Source organism: Nostoc sp., from assembly GCF_036917195.1.
Classification (GTDB): domain Bacteria; phylum Cyanobacteriota; class Cyanobacteriia; order Cyanobacteriales; family Nostocaceae; genus Nostoc.
Genome location: NZ_JBALDG010000071.1, coordinates 90,432 through 106,558 on the forward strand (window position 1 = coordinate 90,432; position 16,127 = coordinate 106,558).

Below are 16,127 nucleotides of genomic sequence, written 5' to 3' on the forward strand. Positions count from 1 at the left end.
TAAGGTTTTTACTAGAGTTTTAGGAGCAATACATAGTGCAATTATTAAATTTAGAATATCTTGACTAATTGCTATAAAAAAGTTAATGTTTTCCCGAAAAAATTAGTAAATGGCGCTCCTATTTTAACTTAGTATGCTTCATTTTGTGAAGTTCAGACGAAAAGAGTAGAAAATTTATATCTCAAAATTTTCAAAGCACTTGAAAATGAGAATAACAGAGAAAACTATTGATTTTAACTGGAGGCGGAGCAACTCTTGCTCCGCTCTTGAATTCTTCTTCAATTCTAAGTATCTCTTCACCACTTCTTATCTAGTAGGGATTCAAATTCAGCTTGTAAGGCGGTTATATCCGCCAATCTTGCGACTAGTAAATTATCCTTACCAGCATCACTTAAACGTACTTTCCAATAACGAATACTGTCTGAGTTGTTCAACCAAAACTGAATTACGGTATCTACCACTTGATCTAGATTCCAACCCCACTTTGCTGGAACTGATTCCACTGATTCTAGAAACGTATCTAGTGTACACGTATACATTCCTAAATATTCCACGCCTTGGTGGGGTAGTTTTTGCCCATTTTGCTGTTGGTGATTAAAAAACTGTAAAAGTGGAGATACTCCTACAATATCAAAAGTGTATTTCATTCTAGTACTCTCAGTTTTAAATTACTTGCAGTAAAGCTTTAGTTTTTTAATATAATGTCTGACAAGTAACTAAAGCATCTAGAAAAAGTATAGTTTTAGTCTATATCATAGGCATTAAACCTCAGTCAAAAATTAGCACTAACAAGCCTTGAGTGCTAATATTTAATTAATAGTTTGATTTATTATTAAAGAGTTTGAGGCATTAATAAGGGTGTATATTTTTAATAATTATTTAATTAATTCCCTTATGACGTGTAAAGGCTTGATCCTCCCTAACCCTCCTTAAAAAGGAGGGAATTAGAGCCAGCCGTGTGCGGGAGTTCCCCCTGTTGAGCAGACTAGCGTAGGTAGGTTGGGGGAATCTTCGGGGCTAATTATTACTAACCCAAGCGTATTGCTTTAGGCGTGAGGTTGAATTTCATATTTTTACTACCAGTTAAAGATACGAATATTGTTAAAGTTAATTACGTCAACTTCTACACTCAGAAGATAATTTGCTAGCTTGAAGTCATCAGTTAGTACAAGATACTTCCCTTTAGATAAAGTCAAAATTCCACTGTCAGTAAGTCCGAATTTAAAAAATTTTTCAGTATTAACAGCATCTAAACTCTTTACATAGTATTCATCCAACATATCAACATTTTGAGCAAATAGAGCAAATATTGCAAAGCACTGAGAACGTTCAGGTTCAACAAGTTTATCCACAAAGTTAGAAACTTCAGTCAAAATATTTGGGGTTGTTACAAGTTTCCGAAATCTGCCAATGATTCTTAGCAACAGATCATAATCTTCTGGTATAAATTGCTGCGTTCGATTAAATCGGGTTATTCTTTCTCGATTAACCGTCCCAACAAAGTAGAGAAGTAAAATATTTGTATCAATTAAAATTCCTTTTTGGTGATAACGACGAATTAAGGAATTAATCACATCTTTCATACTTGTCTAATTTTCATTGCTTCTACTTTGCCAGTTTGAGAATTTACTTTAAAAAGTTTATATTCTCGTTCATACAACACAGTAGTAAAAGCACCAGAGGTAGCAATTAAGTTCTCAAATTGGCTTTGAGGAGGTTTTTTAGGAATATCAAACCCTAAAGTAATCAACCATAAGCTTTTATCCTCAGAAAGCTCAACTTCTTCAAGTCTCAAATCTCTTAATGAAGAACCCATCATTTCTTGTAGGGATTTTATGTATTCATAGGCAGCATTCACTGCTGTTTTGATATCAATCATAATATTAGTTGCTCCCTGACATAATTTGCCAATTTAATACCAATACAGTTAATTTAAGACTAAAACTCTTTGTCAAAGTCAAATTTTTTAACGTAGATGCAAAGCAGCTTCCCGCAGGGTACCACAGAGGCGCAGAGGACACAGAGAGAAGGAAGAAATCCTTAACTGAACTTTATTGAATTTAATACCTTTTTATAGTAATTTATCCTTGGCTACCGGTAATAGTCTCAACCCAGCGAGGATTCCAGTACCAAGCATCCAAGTGAATGACTTCTAAACCTAAGATGGTTCCCAGTTCGCGGGCTAGGGTAGATTTACCAGCACCCTCAGAACCAATGATTAAGATTTTCTTCACCTTAGGTTTGCATCTTCCTTTTCAAGCTCAAGAGGGTAAGCATTACTCACCCAAATAACCGTCTTCAGGGCAACTCAATACGCCGCTACAATAGTACCACTAGAAGGATTATGCCAAAATATTGATATTATGACCACTGCTACGACCGTAAAAACTGAGTATGAAGCGATTATTGGTCTAGAAACCCATTGTCAGCTGAGTACCAATACCAAGATTTTCTCTAATAGCTCTACGGCATTTGGTGCTGACCCCAATACTAACATTGACCCGGTTTGTATGGGTTTACCTGGGGTCTTACCTGTACTCAATGAAAAAGTATTAGAATACGCCGTCAAGGCTGGTTTGGCACTAAATTGTCAAATCGCTAGATATAGCAAATTTGACCGTAAACAGTATTTTTATCCAGACTTACCGAAAAATTACCAAATTTCTCAATATGATCTACCGATCGCAGAACATGGTTGGTTAGAAATTGAATTGGTAGATGCTGAGGGTAACCCCATTCGCAAACGTATTGGCATTACGCGTCTGCATATGGAGGAAGATGCTGGAAAATTGGTTCATGCAGGCAGCGATCGCCTTTCGGGTTCTTCCTATTCTCTGGTAGACTACAATCGCGCAGGTATACCGTTAATGGAAATTGTCTCAGAACCCGACCTGCGTTCTGGACTAGAAGCTGCTGAATATGCCGAAGAGTTGCGCCGGATTGTGCGGTATCTCGGCGTGAGTGACGGCAATATGCAAGAAGGATCTCTGCGTTGCGATGTCAATATTTCTGTGCGTCCGGTGGGACAAAAGGAGTTTGGCACCAAGGTAGAAATTAAAAACATGAACTCGTTCAACGCCATCCAACGGGCGATTGACTACGAAATTGAGCGCCAAATTGCCGCCATCGAAGCTGGCGATCGCATTATCCTAGAAACTCGTCTGTGGGAAGAAGGCGCTCAACGCACAAGTAGTATGCGGGTAAAAGAAGGTTCTAGCGATTACCGCTATTTCCCCGAACCAGATTTAGCACCAATTGAGGTGTCAGGTGCCCAATTAGAGCAATGGCGCAGCGAATTACCAGAATTACCAGCCCAAAAACGCCATCATTATGAAAGTGAGTTGGGGCTTTCGGCTTACGATGCGCGAGTGTTGACAGAAGATCATCCCGTAGCGGAATATTTTGAAACTGCGATCGCAGCTGGAGCAAATCCGAAAGCTGCTGCAAACTGGATTACTCAAGATATCGCAGCCCACCTCAATAAGCAAAAACTCAGTATTACTGAAATCGCCCTGACTCCCACCAATTTAGCTGATATCATCACTCGCATTGAAACGGGCAAAATTAGCAATGCTCAAGCTAAAGAAAAGTTGCCAGATTTGCTCAGTGGTATTTCTCCTGAGAAAGCCTTTGCTGGTCAGGAGTTAATCACCGATCCTAGTGTACTAGAACCCATCGTTGATCAAGTAATAGCCGCCAATCCCAAAGAACTAGAAAAGTATCGCAACGGTAACACCAACCTCAAAGGCTTCTTTGTCGGACAAGTTCTGAAAAAGACAGCCAAACGTGCTGATCCTAAGCTGACTAACGAATTGGTGGAGAAAAAACTGAATGCCTAGTAGTCTGTCATAGTCAACAATGCTTGGTGAGGGGGGCACAGGAGTAAGAATTTTAGATTTTGGATTGAAATTTAATCTAAAAGACGCTCTCTACGAGACGCTGCGCGTAGCTTGCTTCTCCGTAGGAGTACGCGGACTCGCTCTAAGCGTTGGCGCAGCCTCTCTAAGAGTTGCCATGCCGCAGGCTTTACGCTGCGCTATCATCAATTCCATTATCCAAAATTGAATTGCCCCATGCCCCAAGTAAGTATTTTCCCGGTGCTTCTTCACAGAATCTTCACATAAAAACTGGTGACAACCCGCATACATAAAATGATATAGTGTGGTAAGTAGATGCACCCTGATGATCTGGAGAGCTGCCTAAGTGGCTCTCTTTTTTATTTTATTTTTGTGATATTTACGGATAAACTCATAACATTATTAGAAATAATTTCAATAAACTAAGTAATAACCCTGACATCATCAATGAATTGGTGTGAAAAAAAGAATGCATGGTAATGATCTGGAGAGCGACCCAAGTGGCTCTCCTTTTTCGCTTTTGTCTTTCGTCATAAGAAAGGTAAAAACAATTATGCTAATCGCCAACTCGTGCATTATTATTGCCATCAGTAAATCAACTCACAACAAGTAGAAATACTTTAATTTTGAATTTTGAATTTTGAATTTTGAATCCCCCAAAGGGGTTGACCTATCCAACTTGATAGTTGTAAGGAAGAATAATGGCAGATTGGCAAAAAATAACAGGTGGCATCACAGCCCCAAGGGGGTATCAGGCGGCGGGAATTAGCGCAGGGTTGAAACCTTCCGGGTTGCCAGATTTAGCTTTGATATTCTCAGAGGTGGAAGCGATCGCAGCGGGTGTATTCACCACCAGCCAAGTTAAAGCTGCCTGCGTAGAATATTGTCGCCAACGCTTGCAAGCCAAACATAGCGCTCGTGCCATCCTCTGCAACGCTGGACAAGCAAATGCCGCTACAGGGACTGAAGGCTACCTTGATACCTTAGAATCGGCTATGGCAGTAGGCCAAGCACTGAACATCCCATCTGAATCTGTGTTATTGGCTTCCACTGGCGTGATTGGTCAAAGAATTAAGATGGATGCTTTGCGAAGCGGGATTCCCAAGGTAATAGCAGCACTATCAGAAACAGGCTCAGATGCTGCTGCCGGAGCGATTATCACCACAGACTTGGTAACAAAATCTATTGCCCTAGAGACAACTATAAGCGACCGCCCGGTACGAATTGGCGGTATTGCCAAGGGTTCCGGCATGATTCACCCCAACATGGCAACCATGCTGGCATTTGTTACTTGTGATGCAGCGGTTTCATCAGTTCTTTGGCAGCAGATGTTAGCAAGAGCAGCTGATAGAAGCTTTAATTCGATTACCGTGGATGGTGATACTAGCACTAACGACAGCTTAATCGCCTTGGCAAATGGTCAATCTCGCACCCCAGCAATTACAGAATTGGGCGCAGAATCAGAGAAATTAGAAGCCATGTTAACAGCAGTTTGTCAGCATTTAGCCAAAGCGATCGCTCGTGATGGTGAAGGCGCAACCTGTCTAATTGAAGTGGAAGTAACAGGGGCCCACGATGAACTCTCAGCCCGGCAAATAGCCAAAACTATCGCTGGTTCATCCTTAGTTAAATCTGCAATCTTTGGACGTGACCCCAACTGGGGACGCATCGCCGCCGCCGCTGGACGTGCAGGTGTGCCCTTTGAGCAAGAAAACCTGCAAATTAAGCTAGGGGATTTTTTAATGTTAGAAAATGGGCAACCTTTAACCTTTGATCGTGCGGCAGCAAGCGCTTATTTAAAACAAACTGCTGCTGATTCTTCCCTGCCCAAAGACTTCATTGCCACCAATAATAGTAATGATTTATCCTTTGATAGAAGCACTATCAAGGCTCAACGAGTAGATAATCCAGTGATCATTGCAGTCAGCGTTGGCAACGGTCATGGTGCAGGTAAAGCTTGGGGTTGCGATTTGAGTTATGACTACGTGAAGATTAACGCCGAGTACACAACATGAACTACTCCGACTTGTTTACAACTTGCTAGCCCTAAGTCCCTATTCAAGGAACTCAAATCCTCAACACCCTTCACTGCTGCATTCACCGAATTTAGATTTTAAATTTTAGATTTTGGAATTGAAGATTCTTGCATCCGTCTTGAAAAGTTCGCTCAAGTCAAGCGACTCCGTTGTGGTGAGGCAGTTGCTCAGAGGGGGTTTCCACGCCACTTGCTTTAAACATGTCTGAAAAATGGTGATAGTTAGTAGTTGGGTAGTGTAGTTTAATGAACAGTGTCTTGAGGGTACGTACACGGCTAGAAGTTGCCGAAAGCATTGTCTAAAAGGTGGGCGCTTTGGCCATCACAACTTCAATTGTCAGTTAATTTCGACCTGAGTGTGACATTTGTATTGTGGAATCGCTAACTACAGTTTTTGCCCGATAGCGATATCGCCACATCACAAAACCAGTGATGAACAAAATTAATGGTGCAAGCCCAACGAAGACGTAGAAAATTCGGGATGGCAGTCCCCAGAAAGTACCGAAGTGTAAAGCGCCAAAAGAGTTGAGAATGCGATCGCCTAACGACATTTTCAAAGAACTATCCACTCGTAAAACTTTACCACTATATTGGTCAAGATAAACAGTACTTTGACCGTAGTCCTCAGTTTCTTGAGGAAGTTTAAAGCTAAACGTTAAGACTTCTTCTGGTTTATTTGGAAAATAAATTCTCCTAAGCGATGCATCCGGTAAAGCAGCTTGAGCCGTTTTTAATTGTTCTGTAAGTCCGAGCGCAGACTTACCAGCAATGGGAATAGATACTGGATCTGCTTGCTTTTGGCTAAAGGTGAGTGCGTAGATCATCGGGTTGACAAACTCAGAGAAGCTCCAGCAAAATCCTGTGAAAAATGCAAATATCAAAAATACTGCCGCGACAAAGCCAGCAACTTTGTGAACATCAAAGTTAACCAGCTTCGGATGAGCATTCCACTTAATTTTGAAACCAGATATTAACCGACGCCAACCAGGCCACAGGATGATACCTGTAATGCTCATAAAGGACATCAGTAAACCAATAATGCCAACAAACTTATAGCCAATGTCACCACCTAAAAGAGTATAGTGGAGCGGGTAGGCGATTTCAAAAAACTTATTCACAAAGCTTGGCTTTAAGTTATTGCCGAGAATCGCTCCGGTGTAAGGGTTAACGTAGTTTCCTGTTCAAGTATAATGATGAATTTCCTGAATGCGTAGCCGCTTTGCGGCTTGTCGCTAGACATCGCCCAGAAATTTACAAAAAAGCAGAGAGTTTTACGGAAGAAGCCTCCGCACCCTGCGGGTACTCCTTCTCCTACAGAGACGCTTGCGCGAACGGAGAACTCGTAGAGTAGCCATAGAAGCGTCTACAGACTTTGCGCTAATTGTTTTGCACCAAATTAAAAATTTGGTGAGGGTTTTAAACTCAAATGGGTAAGGCACAAAGGTATACGCAAATATTTTTATTTTTCCCTTCTGCCCTCTGCCTTGCCCAAATTCAATAAACGACTGCCCGAATTCAATCAACGACTGCCCAAATTCAATCAACGACTACCCAAATTCAATCAACGACTACCCAAATTCAATAAACGACTGCCCGAATTCAATAAACGACTGCCCAAATTCAATAAACGACTGCCCGAATTCAATCAACGACTGCCCGAATTCAATCAACGACTGCCCGAATTCAATATAGGAACTTAGCAAATTTGCTTTTATTAAACACGAAAGCGATGGCTTTGCCAACGCCTGCCGTAGGATGCCCAAAGGGCTGTAGGGCGATCGCAAGAATTAAACTGATACAAAGCACAGACGCTGAACTCAAGTTCAAGCTTGTCCCTCTTGGGCGGGCGAGAGGGACAGTTTTACGTAGTAAAATCTCTTAGAGGTCTTTTTTTACGGCTAATTTAAACGGACACTATAGCAATCCTATTTAATTTGTGAAAATTGCTAGGCTCAAATCCCCGACAACTTTTACCAAGTCCGGGATCTTGTTGTTCGTGAATGATTTAGGATTGCTATATAGCTGTTCTGACTTCGGTGCAATACAGTCGTCACCTCACCCCGTATTTAAGTTAAGCAAACACTCCCCTCTCCTTGGTAACTACGGTGTACATACATCTCTGTACACAAGCAAAATCATTGTAGATACCCCTAAATACCCTGTGCCTTTGGCAACCCCTCCGGTGTACGCAGTAGTAATAAATAATTTAGGATTGCTATTAATGCTATTAAGCTTTTTAATTCCCCAACGCCATGCAAAACCGCAATTTGACAGTTACCGACATTGCCTTAGACTTCCTCTTTAACTGCTTTGCCCATGATGACGTAGGTTAAGCTAATCGTCATTCTCCTAACTTCTCACTCTAAAAAATGGTTCCTTCCAGACGAGTTTATTTATTGTTGGTTTTGGGTATAGCGATGCCTACGGCGGGCTACGCCTACGCCCCGATCCTATCCTTGTTTCTCGGCATTAGAGCAACCATCGCCATCACTTTGTTATTTGATGCCATCATTCTAGGATTGATGGTTATAGATGGTTTACGGGTGCGGCGTTCTCGCGTGCAAATTACCCGCGAATTACCGTCACGATTATCGATTGGGCGGGATAATCCGGTGATCCTAAAAGTAACATCGCCAAATGCCAACGCCCTAATTGAAATCTGCGATTACTACCCAACAGGGTTTGGCGTATCTGCACCCGCACTCCAGGCTATTGTTGAGAGTAACAGCACCCAGGAATTGACGTATACTGTCAACCCGACACAGCGAGGAGAGTTTCCTTGGGGAAATATTCAAGTCCGACAGCTAGGACTTTGGGGATTAGCTTGGGATGATTGGCAAATTCCCCAAAGTCTGCCAGTGAAAGTTTATCCTGATTTAGTGGGGTTGCGATCGCTCACAATTCGTCTGACACTGCAATCATCAGGATCAATGCGCCAATCTCGCCAAACTGGTATTGGTACAGAGTTTGCCGAACTGCGGAACTATCGCACTGGTGACGATTTACGGTTTATTGATTGGAAAGCTACCGCCCGTCGGGTTGGGGTCTATGGAAATGCAACGCCACTGGTGCGGGTTTTGGAACCAGAACAGGAACAAACCTTACTGATCTTACTTGATCGCGGGCGGTTGATGACGGCAAAAGTGCAGAGTTTGCAGCGATTTGACTGGGGTTTGAATGCAACTTTATCCTTAGCTTTGGCGGGTTTACATCGAGGTGATCGCGTGGGTATTGGTGTATTTGACCGCCAGATGCATACGTGGATTCCCCCAGAACGTGGTCAACATCATTTGAATCAGCTAATTGATCGCCTGACTCCAATTCAACCAGTATTATTTGAATCTGATTATTTGGGGGCGGTGACAAATGTTGTGCAACGTCAAACTCGCAGGGCGCTGGTAGTGGTGATTACCGACTTAGTTGATGTCACCGCTTCTACAGAACTCCTGTCCGCACTCTCCAAGCTAGCACCCCGCTATCTCCCATTTTGCGTTACTCTGCGAGATCCGCAAGTTGATCGTCTGGCACACACCTTCACAGATGATGTTACAAATGTTTATGCCCGTGCAGTGGCACTCGATTTATTAATGCAACGACAAGTAGCATTTGCCCAGTTGAAACAAAAAGGTGTATTGATACTAGATGCACCAGCAAATAAAATTGCCGATCAGTTGGTTGAGCGATATCTGCAACTCAAAGCGCGAAATCAGCTTTAGCTAATTGCATTGATGAATCGAATGCGAGGTGCTATTTTCAGCACCTCACAATCCATGTCTAAAGTGATGAAAGAGTTCTAATCACGATTAGACAACCAAAAAATTGTTTTTGGTTAGTGACAATCCAGTAGATAATTGTGCAAATTTTACCTGAGTAAATCCAGACGCACTGCCATCTTGGTCAAAGTACAGTCCACCTGTAGAAAAATCATAGATAAATCGTTGAGCGATCGTCGTTGCAGATGCTCCAAGGGTAAACTGATTAGCTGAAAGTGAACCTATAGATAACCCGCCACCAAAACCAGCAGCCGATACCCGAATGATTTCATTAGTGGCATTGAAGTCATAAAGACGATCAACACCTTCGTTGTAACTATTGAAAGCAAAGGTATCAGTACCATTATTTCCATAGAGGGTGTCATTACCAAAACCACCTGTCAGGATATCATTCCCATCGCCCCCAGAGAGTAGGTTATCGCCTGTTGAACCGCTAGCACTCAAGGTATCGTTACCAGCACCACCGTTGAGAGTGTTATTGCTACGGCCACCAGTGAGGATATCATTGCCACAACCACCATAAAGGGTGTTATTACCAGAGGCATTAGAGGCAAAGAGAGTATCATTGCCATCGCCCCCAGAGAGTAGGTTATCGCCTGTTGAACCGCTAGCATTCAAGTTATCGTTACCCGCACCACCGTTGAGAGTGTTATTGCCAGACGAGCGAGAGTCGTATGTGGTGGAGAGGTCGCGGAGTTCGTACGGATCTTCGTAAGGGGTGTAGCTGTAGTAGCCAGAGATGGAGAGAGAATCATCGCCATCGCCACCATTGAGTAGATTATTGCCTGTTGAACCGCTAGCACTCAAGGTATCGTTACCAGCACCACCGTTGAGGGTATTATTGCCAGACGAGCGAGAGTCATTATTGAAGTAGGGATTTCCTTGGTAGTAGCCAGAGACGGAGAGAGAATCATTCCCATCGCCCCCAGAGAGCAGGTTATCGCCTGTTGAACCGCTAGCATTCAAGTTATCGTCACCAGCCCCACCATCGAGGGTGTTCTTGCCAGACGAGCGAAGGTCGTCGCCATCTGGGTAGTTGGTGTACTGGTAGCCAGAGACGGAGAGAGAATCATTCCCATCGCCCCCAGAGAGCAGATTATTGCCTGTTGAACTGTTAACGTTCAAGTCATCGTTACCTACACCACCGTTGAGGGTATTATTGCCCGCACCACTAATGAGAGTATCATTCCCCATACCACCCCGCAGTAAGTCGTTGCCACTCAAGCCGTCAATTTTGTCATTACCCCCCTGACCATTGATGACATCATCTGAGTTATCTAAACCCGTAATATTGTTGTCCAGGTCATTGAGGAAGGTCACCGTGTTCTTGATGCCGATGCTAGTTTCGGTGGAGTTGGCATCTAGGACATCAAAACTATCGGTGATGCTAGTTTGCCCATCAAACAGGATATTACCAAGAGCTGGTGTTGTTCCAGAAGCTTTCAAATTCTCCAAGTTTTCTAATTTGAAGTTTTTTAGAATAACTATGGCATCAGGCACCCCTTCAAAGTTGATTTCCAGATTGCTGCCATTCTGGGCAAGCAGCATATTTCGGGCAGTTAAGCCAGTACCCTGGAATTTGATGGTATCCACTTCGGCAATCACTGCTGCTGTGGGATTTACCCCTTTACCAATGCCAGCGAAATCGGTGATTGTATCAGTACCGTCACCCAAGTTGTAAACAAATTTATCCTTACCGCCTCCACCAATGAGAGTGTCGTTGCCCTGGTTAGCTGTGATAGTATCATTCCCGGCAAGACCCTTAATCGTGTCAGCGCTGTCGCTGCCCACTAAAGTATCATTACCGTTAGTTCCAATGATATTTGCCATAATTTTTACCTACCTAAATCGATTTTTTGAGTAACTTAAGTTCTCAATCTGCTATTAGTGCTGCTGTTAGTGCTGTTTTAGGAAACAAATAACTCGCCAAAATTTGATATTTTCGGCATAGTTTAACTTCACCCTTAAGGATCAGTAATATTTCTCGAAGATTTACCCTTTAAATGGCTTGTAAATAACACTTGCCAACTATTGAGAACTATCTAAATCTTAGACACTGTACACAATTATCAGCGTGTGCATTCTAGTCAAATACATAATTTTAGGCTTTTTTTTAATTATCCTTGATTCAGTAACTTCGGCATAGCCTACAGCAGTTTTCATGTATTTAAACCACATCTGTCGTAGAGGCGCAAGGCCTTGCGCCCCTACCGCGTGGTCTATTTACCTGAAAATAGCTGTAAACTAGCCTTCGCTGAAAAAACCTCGAAAAATCAAGCTGGAATGCCTAAAACTCATACTTGATAGTTGGTTTTGTTATCAATGCTTAAGTCTTACTCTCTTCAAAATAGCGAACAATTGACTCTTAATAGAGAATAGATATTTTTATGGTCTGGTTGTGGGCTATTGCCCGTGGGTGTCTAGCTTGAAAACAGGAACATTTAAATAACCTGATAATGACTAGATATTAGCGTATTTACTTAGACATTTATACTGATTTCAGCAGAATCTTTACAGATTCTTGATATTATTTGCCGACAAGTATATATATTGATACTTCTCTTTGTCTATTCTTCACATTTTTAAAGTTTATAGGCAATTATTTATTTGCAGAAAGCAGCAGGTAAATGCTCAAAGGACTGATCAAAAAATACATATTTGACTTTTGATTGCAGCGATACCTTTCCTGCGGAATGCTATACGTAGCAAAATCCCCGTAGGGTGTATGGTAAGTAAGCTTCTCTACCAGAGGCGACACCAACGCTAACGCTTGGGTTGGGTGTAGATGCGGCTATGATCAAGATTAAGCGATGCCTGCGGCGGGCTACGCCTACGCCTGGCAATGTTTTGTATCTAAGCAAGAATCGCTATGGGTTACCAAAATTATGAGCGCAGACGTGAACACTTGCAAACCATCCGCACCCATGCCCAAAGTTGAGGAACAAAATCCAACATCTATTCTCTGCTAACAGTAATTGTATTCAACAATATAATGGGAGGTGCTTAAAATAGAACCTCCGATTGCGTGCTGCCTAGTGATAGAAGAACGCTAATTATAATTAAACAACCACAAAATTATTGTTGGTTAGTGACAATCCAGCAGATAATTGTGCAAATTTTACCTGAGTAAATGCACCCGTACTGCCATCTTGGTCATAGTACAGCGCACCTGTAATGTTGTTATAGATAAATCGTTGAGCAGTGGTCGTTGCAGATGTTCCGATGGTAAACTGACTTTTCTGAAGTGAAGGTGTTGATAACGCGCCACCAAAACCAAAAGCCGATACCTGAATCAGGTCATTAGTGGCGTTGAAGTCATTAATACTATTAACGCCGTCATTGTAACTACTGAAGGCAAACGTATCATTCCCGTTGCCACCTACCAGGATATCATTGCCATTGGCACTAGTGAGGGTATAATTCCCATTGCCACCGTTAAGGGTGTTACCATAATAAATAGAATTAGAGAAGCCAGAGACGGAGAGATAATCATTCCCATCACCTCCATTAAGGATGTTTGAACCACTAGGACCATTAACAATTAAGTAGTCGTCACCAGTGCCACCGTTGAGGGTGTTTAAACTGGAGCCGATTGCTCCATTGGAAAAAGAGGAAAATAGAGAATCATTACCATCGCCCCCAGAGAGCAGATTAAAGACATCAAAAGAGTCAGAACCCGAAGAGTTAATACTTAAGTAATCGTCACCAGCGCCACCGTTGAGTGTGTTAGTACCTCCACTACCAATGAGAGTATCATTTCCCGCATTACCCCGCAGCAGGTCGTTACCAGTACCACTATCGAGGTAGTCATTGCCCGTACCACCAGTGAGAGTATTATTCCCCGCACCACCGTTGAGGGTGTTATTGCCAGAGGCGTCAAAAGCACTAAGAGAATCATTGCCATCGGCTCCAAAGAGCAGGTTATTGCCTGTTGAATTGTCAATATTCAATGTATCATCACCAGCACCACCGTTGAGGGTGTTAATGCCTGATGTGGTAAAACTGCGCCCGTAGTAGTCGTTGTACTGGAAGCCAGAGCCGGAGAGAAAATCATTGCCATCGCCACCAGAGAGGAGGTTATTCCCTGATGAATAGTCAATATTTAATGTATCATCACCAGTACCACCGTTAAGGGTGTTATTGCCTGATGTGACAAAATAAAAACTTTGGTCGAAGTCGTTGCGGTAGTAGCCAGAACCGGAGAGATAATCATTACCATCGCCTCCATCCAGCAGATTATTGCTTGTTGAATTGTCAATATTCAATGTATCATCACCAACGCCACCGTTGAGGGTATTCTGACCAGAAGTGGTGGAGAATCCTGCGTAGTAGATGGAGTAGCCAGAGGCTATGAGAGAATCGTTGCCATCGCCACCATTGAGTAGGTTATCGCCTTCTGAAAAGTTAATATTCAAGGTATCGTTACCAGCACCACCGTTGAGGGTGTTATCGCCTAAAGAGTTAACAATGCCGTATCTGGTAGGATCGCCAGAGGCGGAGAGAGAATCATTGCCATCGCCCCCAGATAGGAGGTTATCGCCTGTTGAATCGCTAGCATTCAAGCTAAATTTATTCCCTGTACCACCAACGAGGGTATCATTCCCCGCACCACCAATGAGAGTATCATTGCCCGTACCACCTCTCAAAAGGTCGTTGCCACTCAAGCCGTCAATGATGTCATTACCCCCCTGAGCATTGATCACATCATCTGATTTGTCAAAGCCATTAACATTGTTGGAGAGGTCATTAAGGAAAGTAACTGTGTTTTTGTTGAAGATAGTGCTTTGGGTGGAGTTGGCATTGAAGACATCAAAGCTGTCGATAGGGCTAGTTTGCCCATCAAACAGGATATTAGCCAAGTCTACAGCGGCTCCAGTAGATTTGCTAAGGTTATCCAGGTTTTCCAGAACAAAGTTTTGCAGGATGACTTTGGTAAAGTCCTGTTCAAAGGTGATTTCCAGATTGCTGCCATTCTGAGTCAGCAGCAGATTTTGAGCAGTGAAGGCAGCACCAAGGAATTTTAGGGTATCCACTTCGGCAATGACTCCTGCTGCCGGGTTTGTTCCTTTACCTACGCCATTGAAATCGGTAATGATGGTATCAGTGTTCTTTAAGTAGCCGAAGTCGTAAATAAATGTATCCTTGCCGCCGCCACCAGTTAAGGTATTGTTGCCGTCACTAGATGTAATAGTATCATTACCAGCGCCACCATCCAGTAGGTTATTGCCTGTTGAAGCATCAACATTCAAGATATCGTTACCAGCACCACCGTTGAGGGTGTTATTGCCTGAGGCATAATAAATAGGTCCATTGTTGTAGTAGCCAGAGGCAAAGAGAAAATCATTGCCATCGCCCCCAGATAGCAGGTTATTGCCTAATAAATAGTTAACATCCGAGTTATTGTCACCAAAATCACCAAAGCTGTTATTCCCTATACCAGCGACAAGAGTATCATTGCCCGTACCACCAATGAGAGTATCATTCCCCGTACCACCTCTCAAAAGGTCGTTGCCACTCAAACCGTCAATTTTGTCATTACCCCCCTGACCATTCACTACATCATCTGAGTTGTTTAAACCCGTAATGTTATTGTCCAGGTCATTGAGGAAGGTCACCGTGTTCTTGATGCCAATGCTCGGATCAGTGGAGTTGGCATATAGGACATCAAAACTATCGGTAATGTTAGTTTGCCCATCAAACAGGATATTGCCAATAGCTGGTCTTGTATCAGAAGCTTTCAGGTTATCTAAGTCTTCTAATTTGAAATCTTTCAGGATGACTTTGGTATATGGTACCCCTTCAAAGGTGATTTCCAGATTGTTGCCATTCTGGGTGAGCAGCAGATTTCGGGCAGTCAAGCCTGCACCAAGGAATTTGATGGTATCGACTTCGGCAATCACTGCTGCTGTCGGGTTTGTTGCTTTACCTACCCCAACGAAATCGGTGATGGTATCAGTGCCGTCGCTCAAGTCGCTGTAATAGTAGTTGTAAACAAATTTATCCTTGCCGCTGCCACCAGTTAAAGTATCGTTGCCCTGGTTAGCTGTGATAGTATCATCCCCGGCTTTCCCGTTAATCGTGTCCGCGCTGTCGCTGCCCACTAGGGTATCATTACCGTTGGTTCCAATGATATTTGCCATAACTTTTACCTACCTAAATCGATTTTTTCAGTAACTTCAGTTCTCAACCTGCTGTAAGTGCTATTTTCCGGCAGAAAAATTCGCCTCAATTTGATGTTTTACGGCATACTTTATCCGTCACCCTTGAGGAACAGTAATATTTTTGGAAGATTCACCTCATGAAAAGGCTTTTACGTAGCATTGCTAACTATCTCAAACTATCTAAGTCTTAAGCACTGTACAAATTAATCAGCGTGTGTATTCACGAGCATCGCTCATTTCAGGCTAAATTAATCATCTTTGTTCAGTATAAATCACTGAACAAGCATCAAAAAATCTCACA

The 16,127-nt window shown here is 42.7% G+C and carries 10 protein-coding genes and 1 pseudogene; 3 read left to right on the forward strand and 8 right to left on the reverse strand.

From position 1 onward, the window contains the following. Positions 1-296 precede the first annotated feature (296 nt). The 4 genes from V7K40_RS23490 to V7K40_RS23505 all read right to left on the reverse strand — a co-directional run bounded on the left by V7K40_RS23490 (position 297) and on the right by V7K40_RS23505 (position 2,234). Entirely contained in the window at positions 297-647 is a 351-nt protein-coding gene (locus V7K40_RS23490) for a hypothetical protein (RefSeq protein ID WP_273768019.1), read from the reverse strand. 429 nt (positions 648-1,076) lie between these two features. Next, on the reverse strand, positions 1,077-1,583 hold the full coding sequence (locus tag V7K40_RS23495) for a PIN domain-containing protein (protein WP_334963985.1): 507 nt from the start codon (positions 1,581-1,583) through the stop codon (positions 1,077-1,079). Beyond that, complete coding sequence (locus tag V7K40_RS23500) at positions 1,580-1,879, reverse strand: hypothetical protein (protein ID WP_334963986.1); 300 nt, start codon at positions 1,877-1,879, stop codon at positions 1,580-1,582. The genes V7K40_RS23495 and V7K40_RS23500 overlap by 4 nt, the downstream gene beginning before the upstream one ends. Positions 1,880-2,081: 202 nt before the next feature. Beyond that, positions 2,082-2,234 (reverse strand): hypothetical protein, encoded by a 153-nt coding sequence (locus tag V7K40_RS23505; protein WP_334963988.1) that lies wholly within the window; start codon positions 2,232-2,234, stop codon positions 2,082-2,084. 129 nt (positions 2,235-2,363) lie between these two features. Here V7K40_RS23505 and gatB point away from each other — a divergent pair, with 129 nt between their 5' ends. Both gatB and argJ read left to right on the forward strand, forming a co-directional pair. Next, the gene (gene gatB, locus V7K40_RS23510) at positions 2,364-3,839 is read left to right on the forward strand and encodes an Asp-tRNA(Asn)/Glu-tRNA(Gln) amidotransferase subunit GatB (RefSeq protein WP_334963990.1); all 1,476 of its coding nucleotides are present in this window, start codon (positions 2,364-2,366) and stop codon (positions 3,837-3,839) included. A gap of 719 nt (positions 3,840-4,558) precedes the next feature. Then, the gene (argJ, locus tag V7K40_RS23515; RefSeq protein ID WP_334963992.1) at positions 4,559-5,872 is read left to right on the forward strand and encodes a bifunctional ornithine acetyltransferase/N-acetylglutamate synthase; all 1,314 of its coding nucleotides are present in this window, start codon (positions 4,559-4,561) and stop codon (positions 5,870-5,872) included. Positions 5,873-6,233: 361 nt separating this feature from the next. On the opposite strand, the pseudogene V7K40_RS23520 reads toward argJ, so the two are convergent. Then, a pseudogene (locus V7K40_RS23520) lies at positions 6,234-7,052 on the reverse strand (PepSY-associated TM helix domain-containing protein); the annotation flags it as partial. Positions 7,053-7,460: 408 nt separating this feature from the next. Then, positions 7,461-7,676 (reverse strand): hypothetical protein, encoded by a 216-nt coding sequence (locus V7K40_RS23525; RefSeq protein ID WP_334963994.1) that lies wholly within the window; start codon positions 7,674-7,676, stop codon positions 7,461-7,463. A gap of 585 nt (positions 7,677-8,261) precedes the next feature. Between V7K40_RS23525 and V7K40_RS23530 the strand changes: the two genes are divergently transcribed. Further along, positions 8,262-9,608, forward strand: a complete 1,347-nt coding sequence (locus tag V7K40_RS23530; protein WP_334963996.1) for a DUF58 domain-containing protein — start codon at positions 8,262-8,264, stop codon at positions 9,606-9,608. An 87-nt stretch (positions 9,609-9,695) separates the two neighbouring features. Here the strand turns inward: V7K40_RS23530 and V7K40_RS23535 are convergent, their stop codons facing one another. Both V7K40_RS23535 and V7K40_RS23540 read right to left on the reverse strand, forming a co-directional pair. Beyond that, positions 9,696-11,495 (reverse strand): calcium-binding protein, encoded by a 1,800-nt coding sequence (locus V7K40_RS23535; protein WP_334963998.1) that lies wholly within the window; start codon positions 11,493-11,495, stop codon positions 9,696-9,698. Between the two features lie 1,229 nt (positions 11,496-12,724). Next, positions 12,725-15,805: a calcium-binding protein gene (locus tag V7K40_RS23540; protein ID WP_334964000.1), complete on the reverse strand. Its 3,081-nt coding sequence runs from the start codon at positions 15,803-15,805 to the stop codon at positions 12,725-12,727. Between the last annotated feature and the right edge of the window lie 322 nt (positions 15,806-16,127).

What these genes read in the sequence shown, in the direction of transcription:
- V7K40_RS23495 (WP_334963985.1), bottom strand. Translation starts at nt 1,583, where the DNA reads ATGAAAGATGTGATTAATTCCTTAATTCGTCGTTATCACCAAAAAGGA.
- V7K40_RS23490 (WP_273768019.1), bottom strand. Translation starts at nt 647, where the DNA reads ATGAAATACACTTTTGATATTGTAGGAGTATCTCCACTTTTACAGTTT.
- V7K40_RS23530 (WP_334963996.1), top strand. Translation starts at nt 8,262, where the DNA reads ATGGTTCCTTCCAGACGAGTTTATTTATTGTTGGTTTTGGGTATAGCG.
- V7K40_RS23500 (WP_334963986.1), bottom strand. Translation starts at nt 1,879, where the DNA reads ATGATTGATATCAAAACAGCAGTGAATGCTGCCTATGAATACATAAAA.
- V7K40_RS23540 (WP_334964000.1), bottom strand. Translation starts at nt 15,805, where the DNA reads ATGGCAAATATCATTGGAACCAACGGTAATGATACCCTAGTGGGCAGC.
- gatB (WP_334963990.1), top strand. Translation starts at nt 2,364, where the DNA reads ATGACCACTGCTACGACCGTAAAAACTGAGTATGAAGCGATTATTGGT.
- V7K40_RS23535 (WP_334963998.1), bottom strand. Translation starts at nt 11,495, where the DNA reads ATGGCAAATATCATTGGAACTAACGGTAATGATACTTTAGTGGGCAGC.
- argJ (WP_334963992.1), top strand. Translation starts at nt 4,559, where the DNA reads ATGGCAGATTGGCAAAAAATAACAGGTGGCATCACAGCCCCAAGGGGG.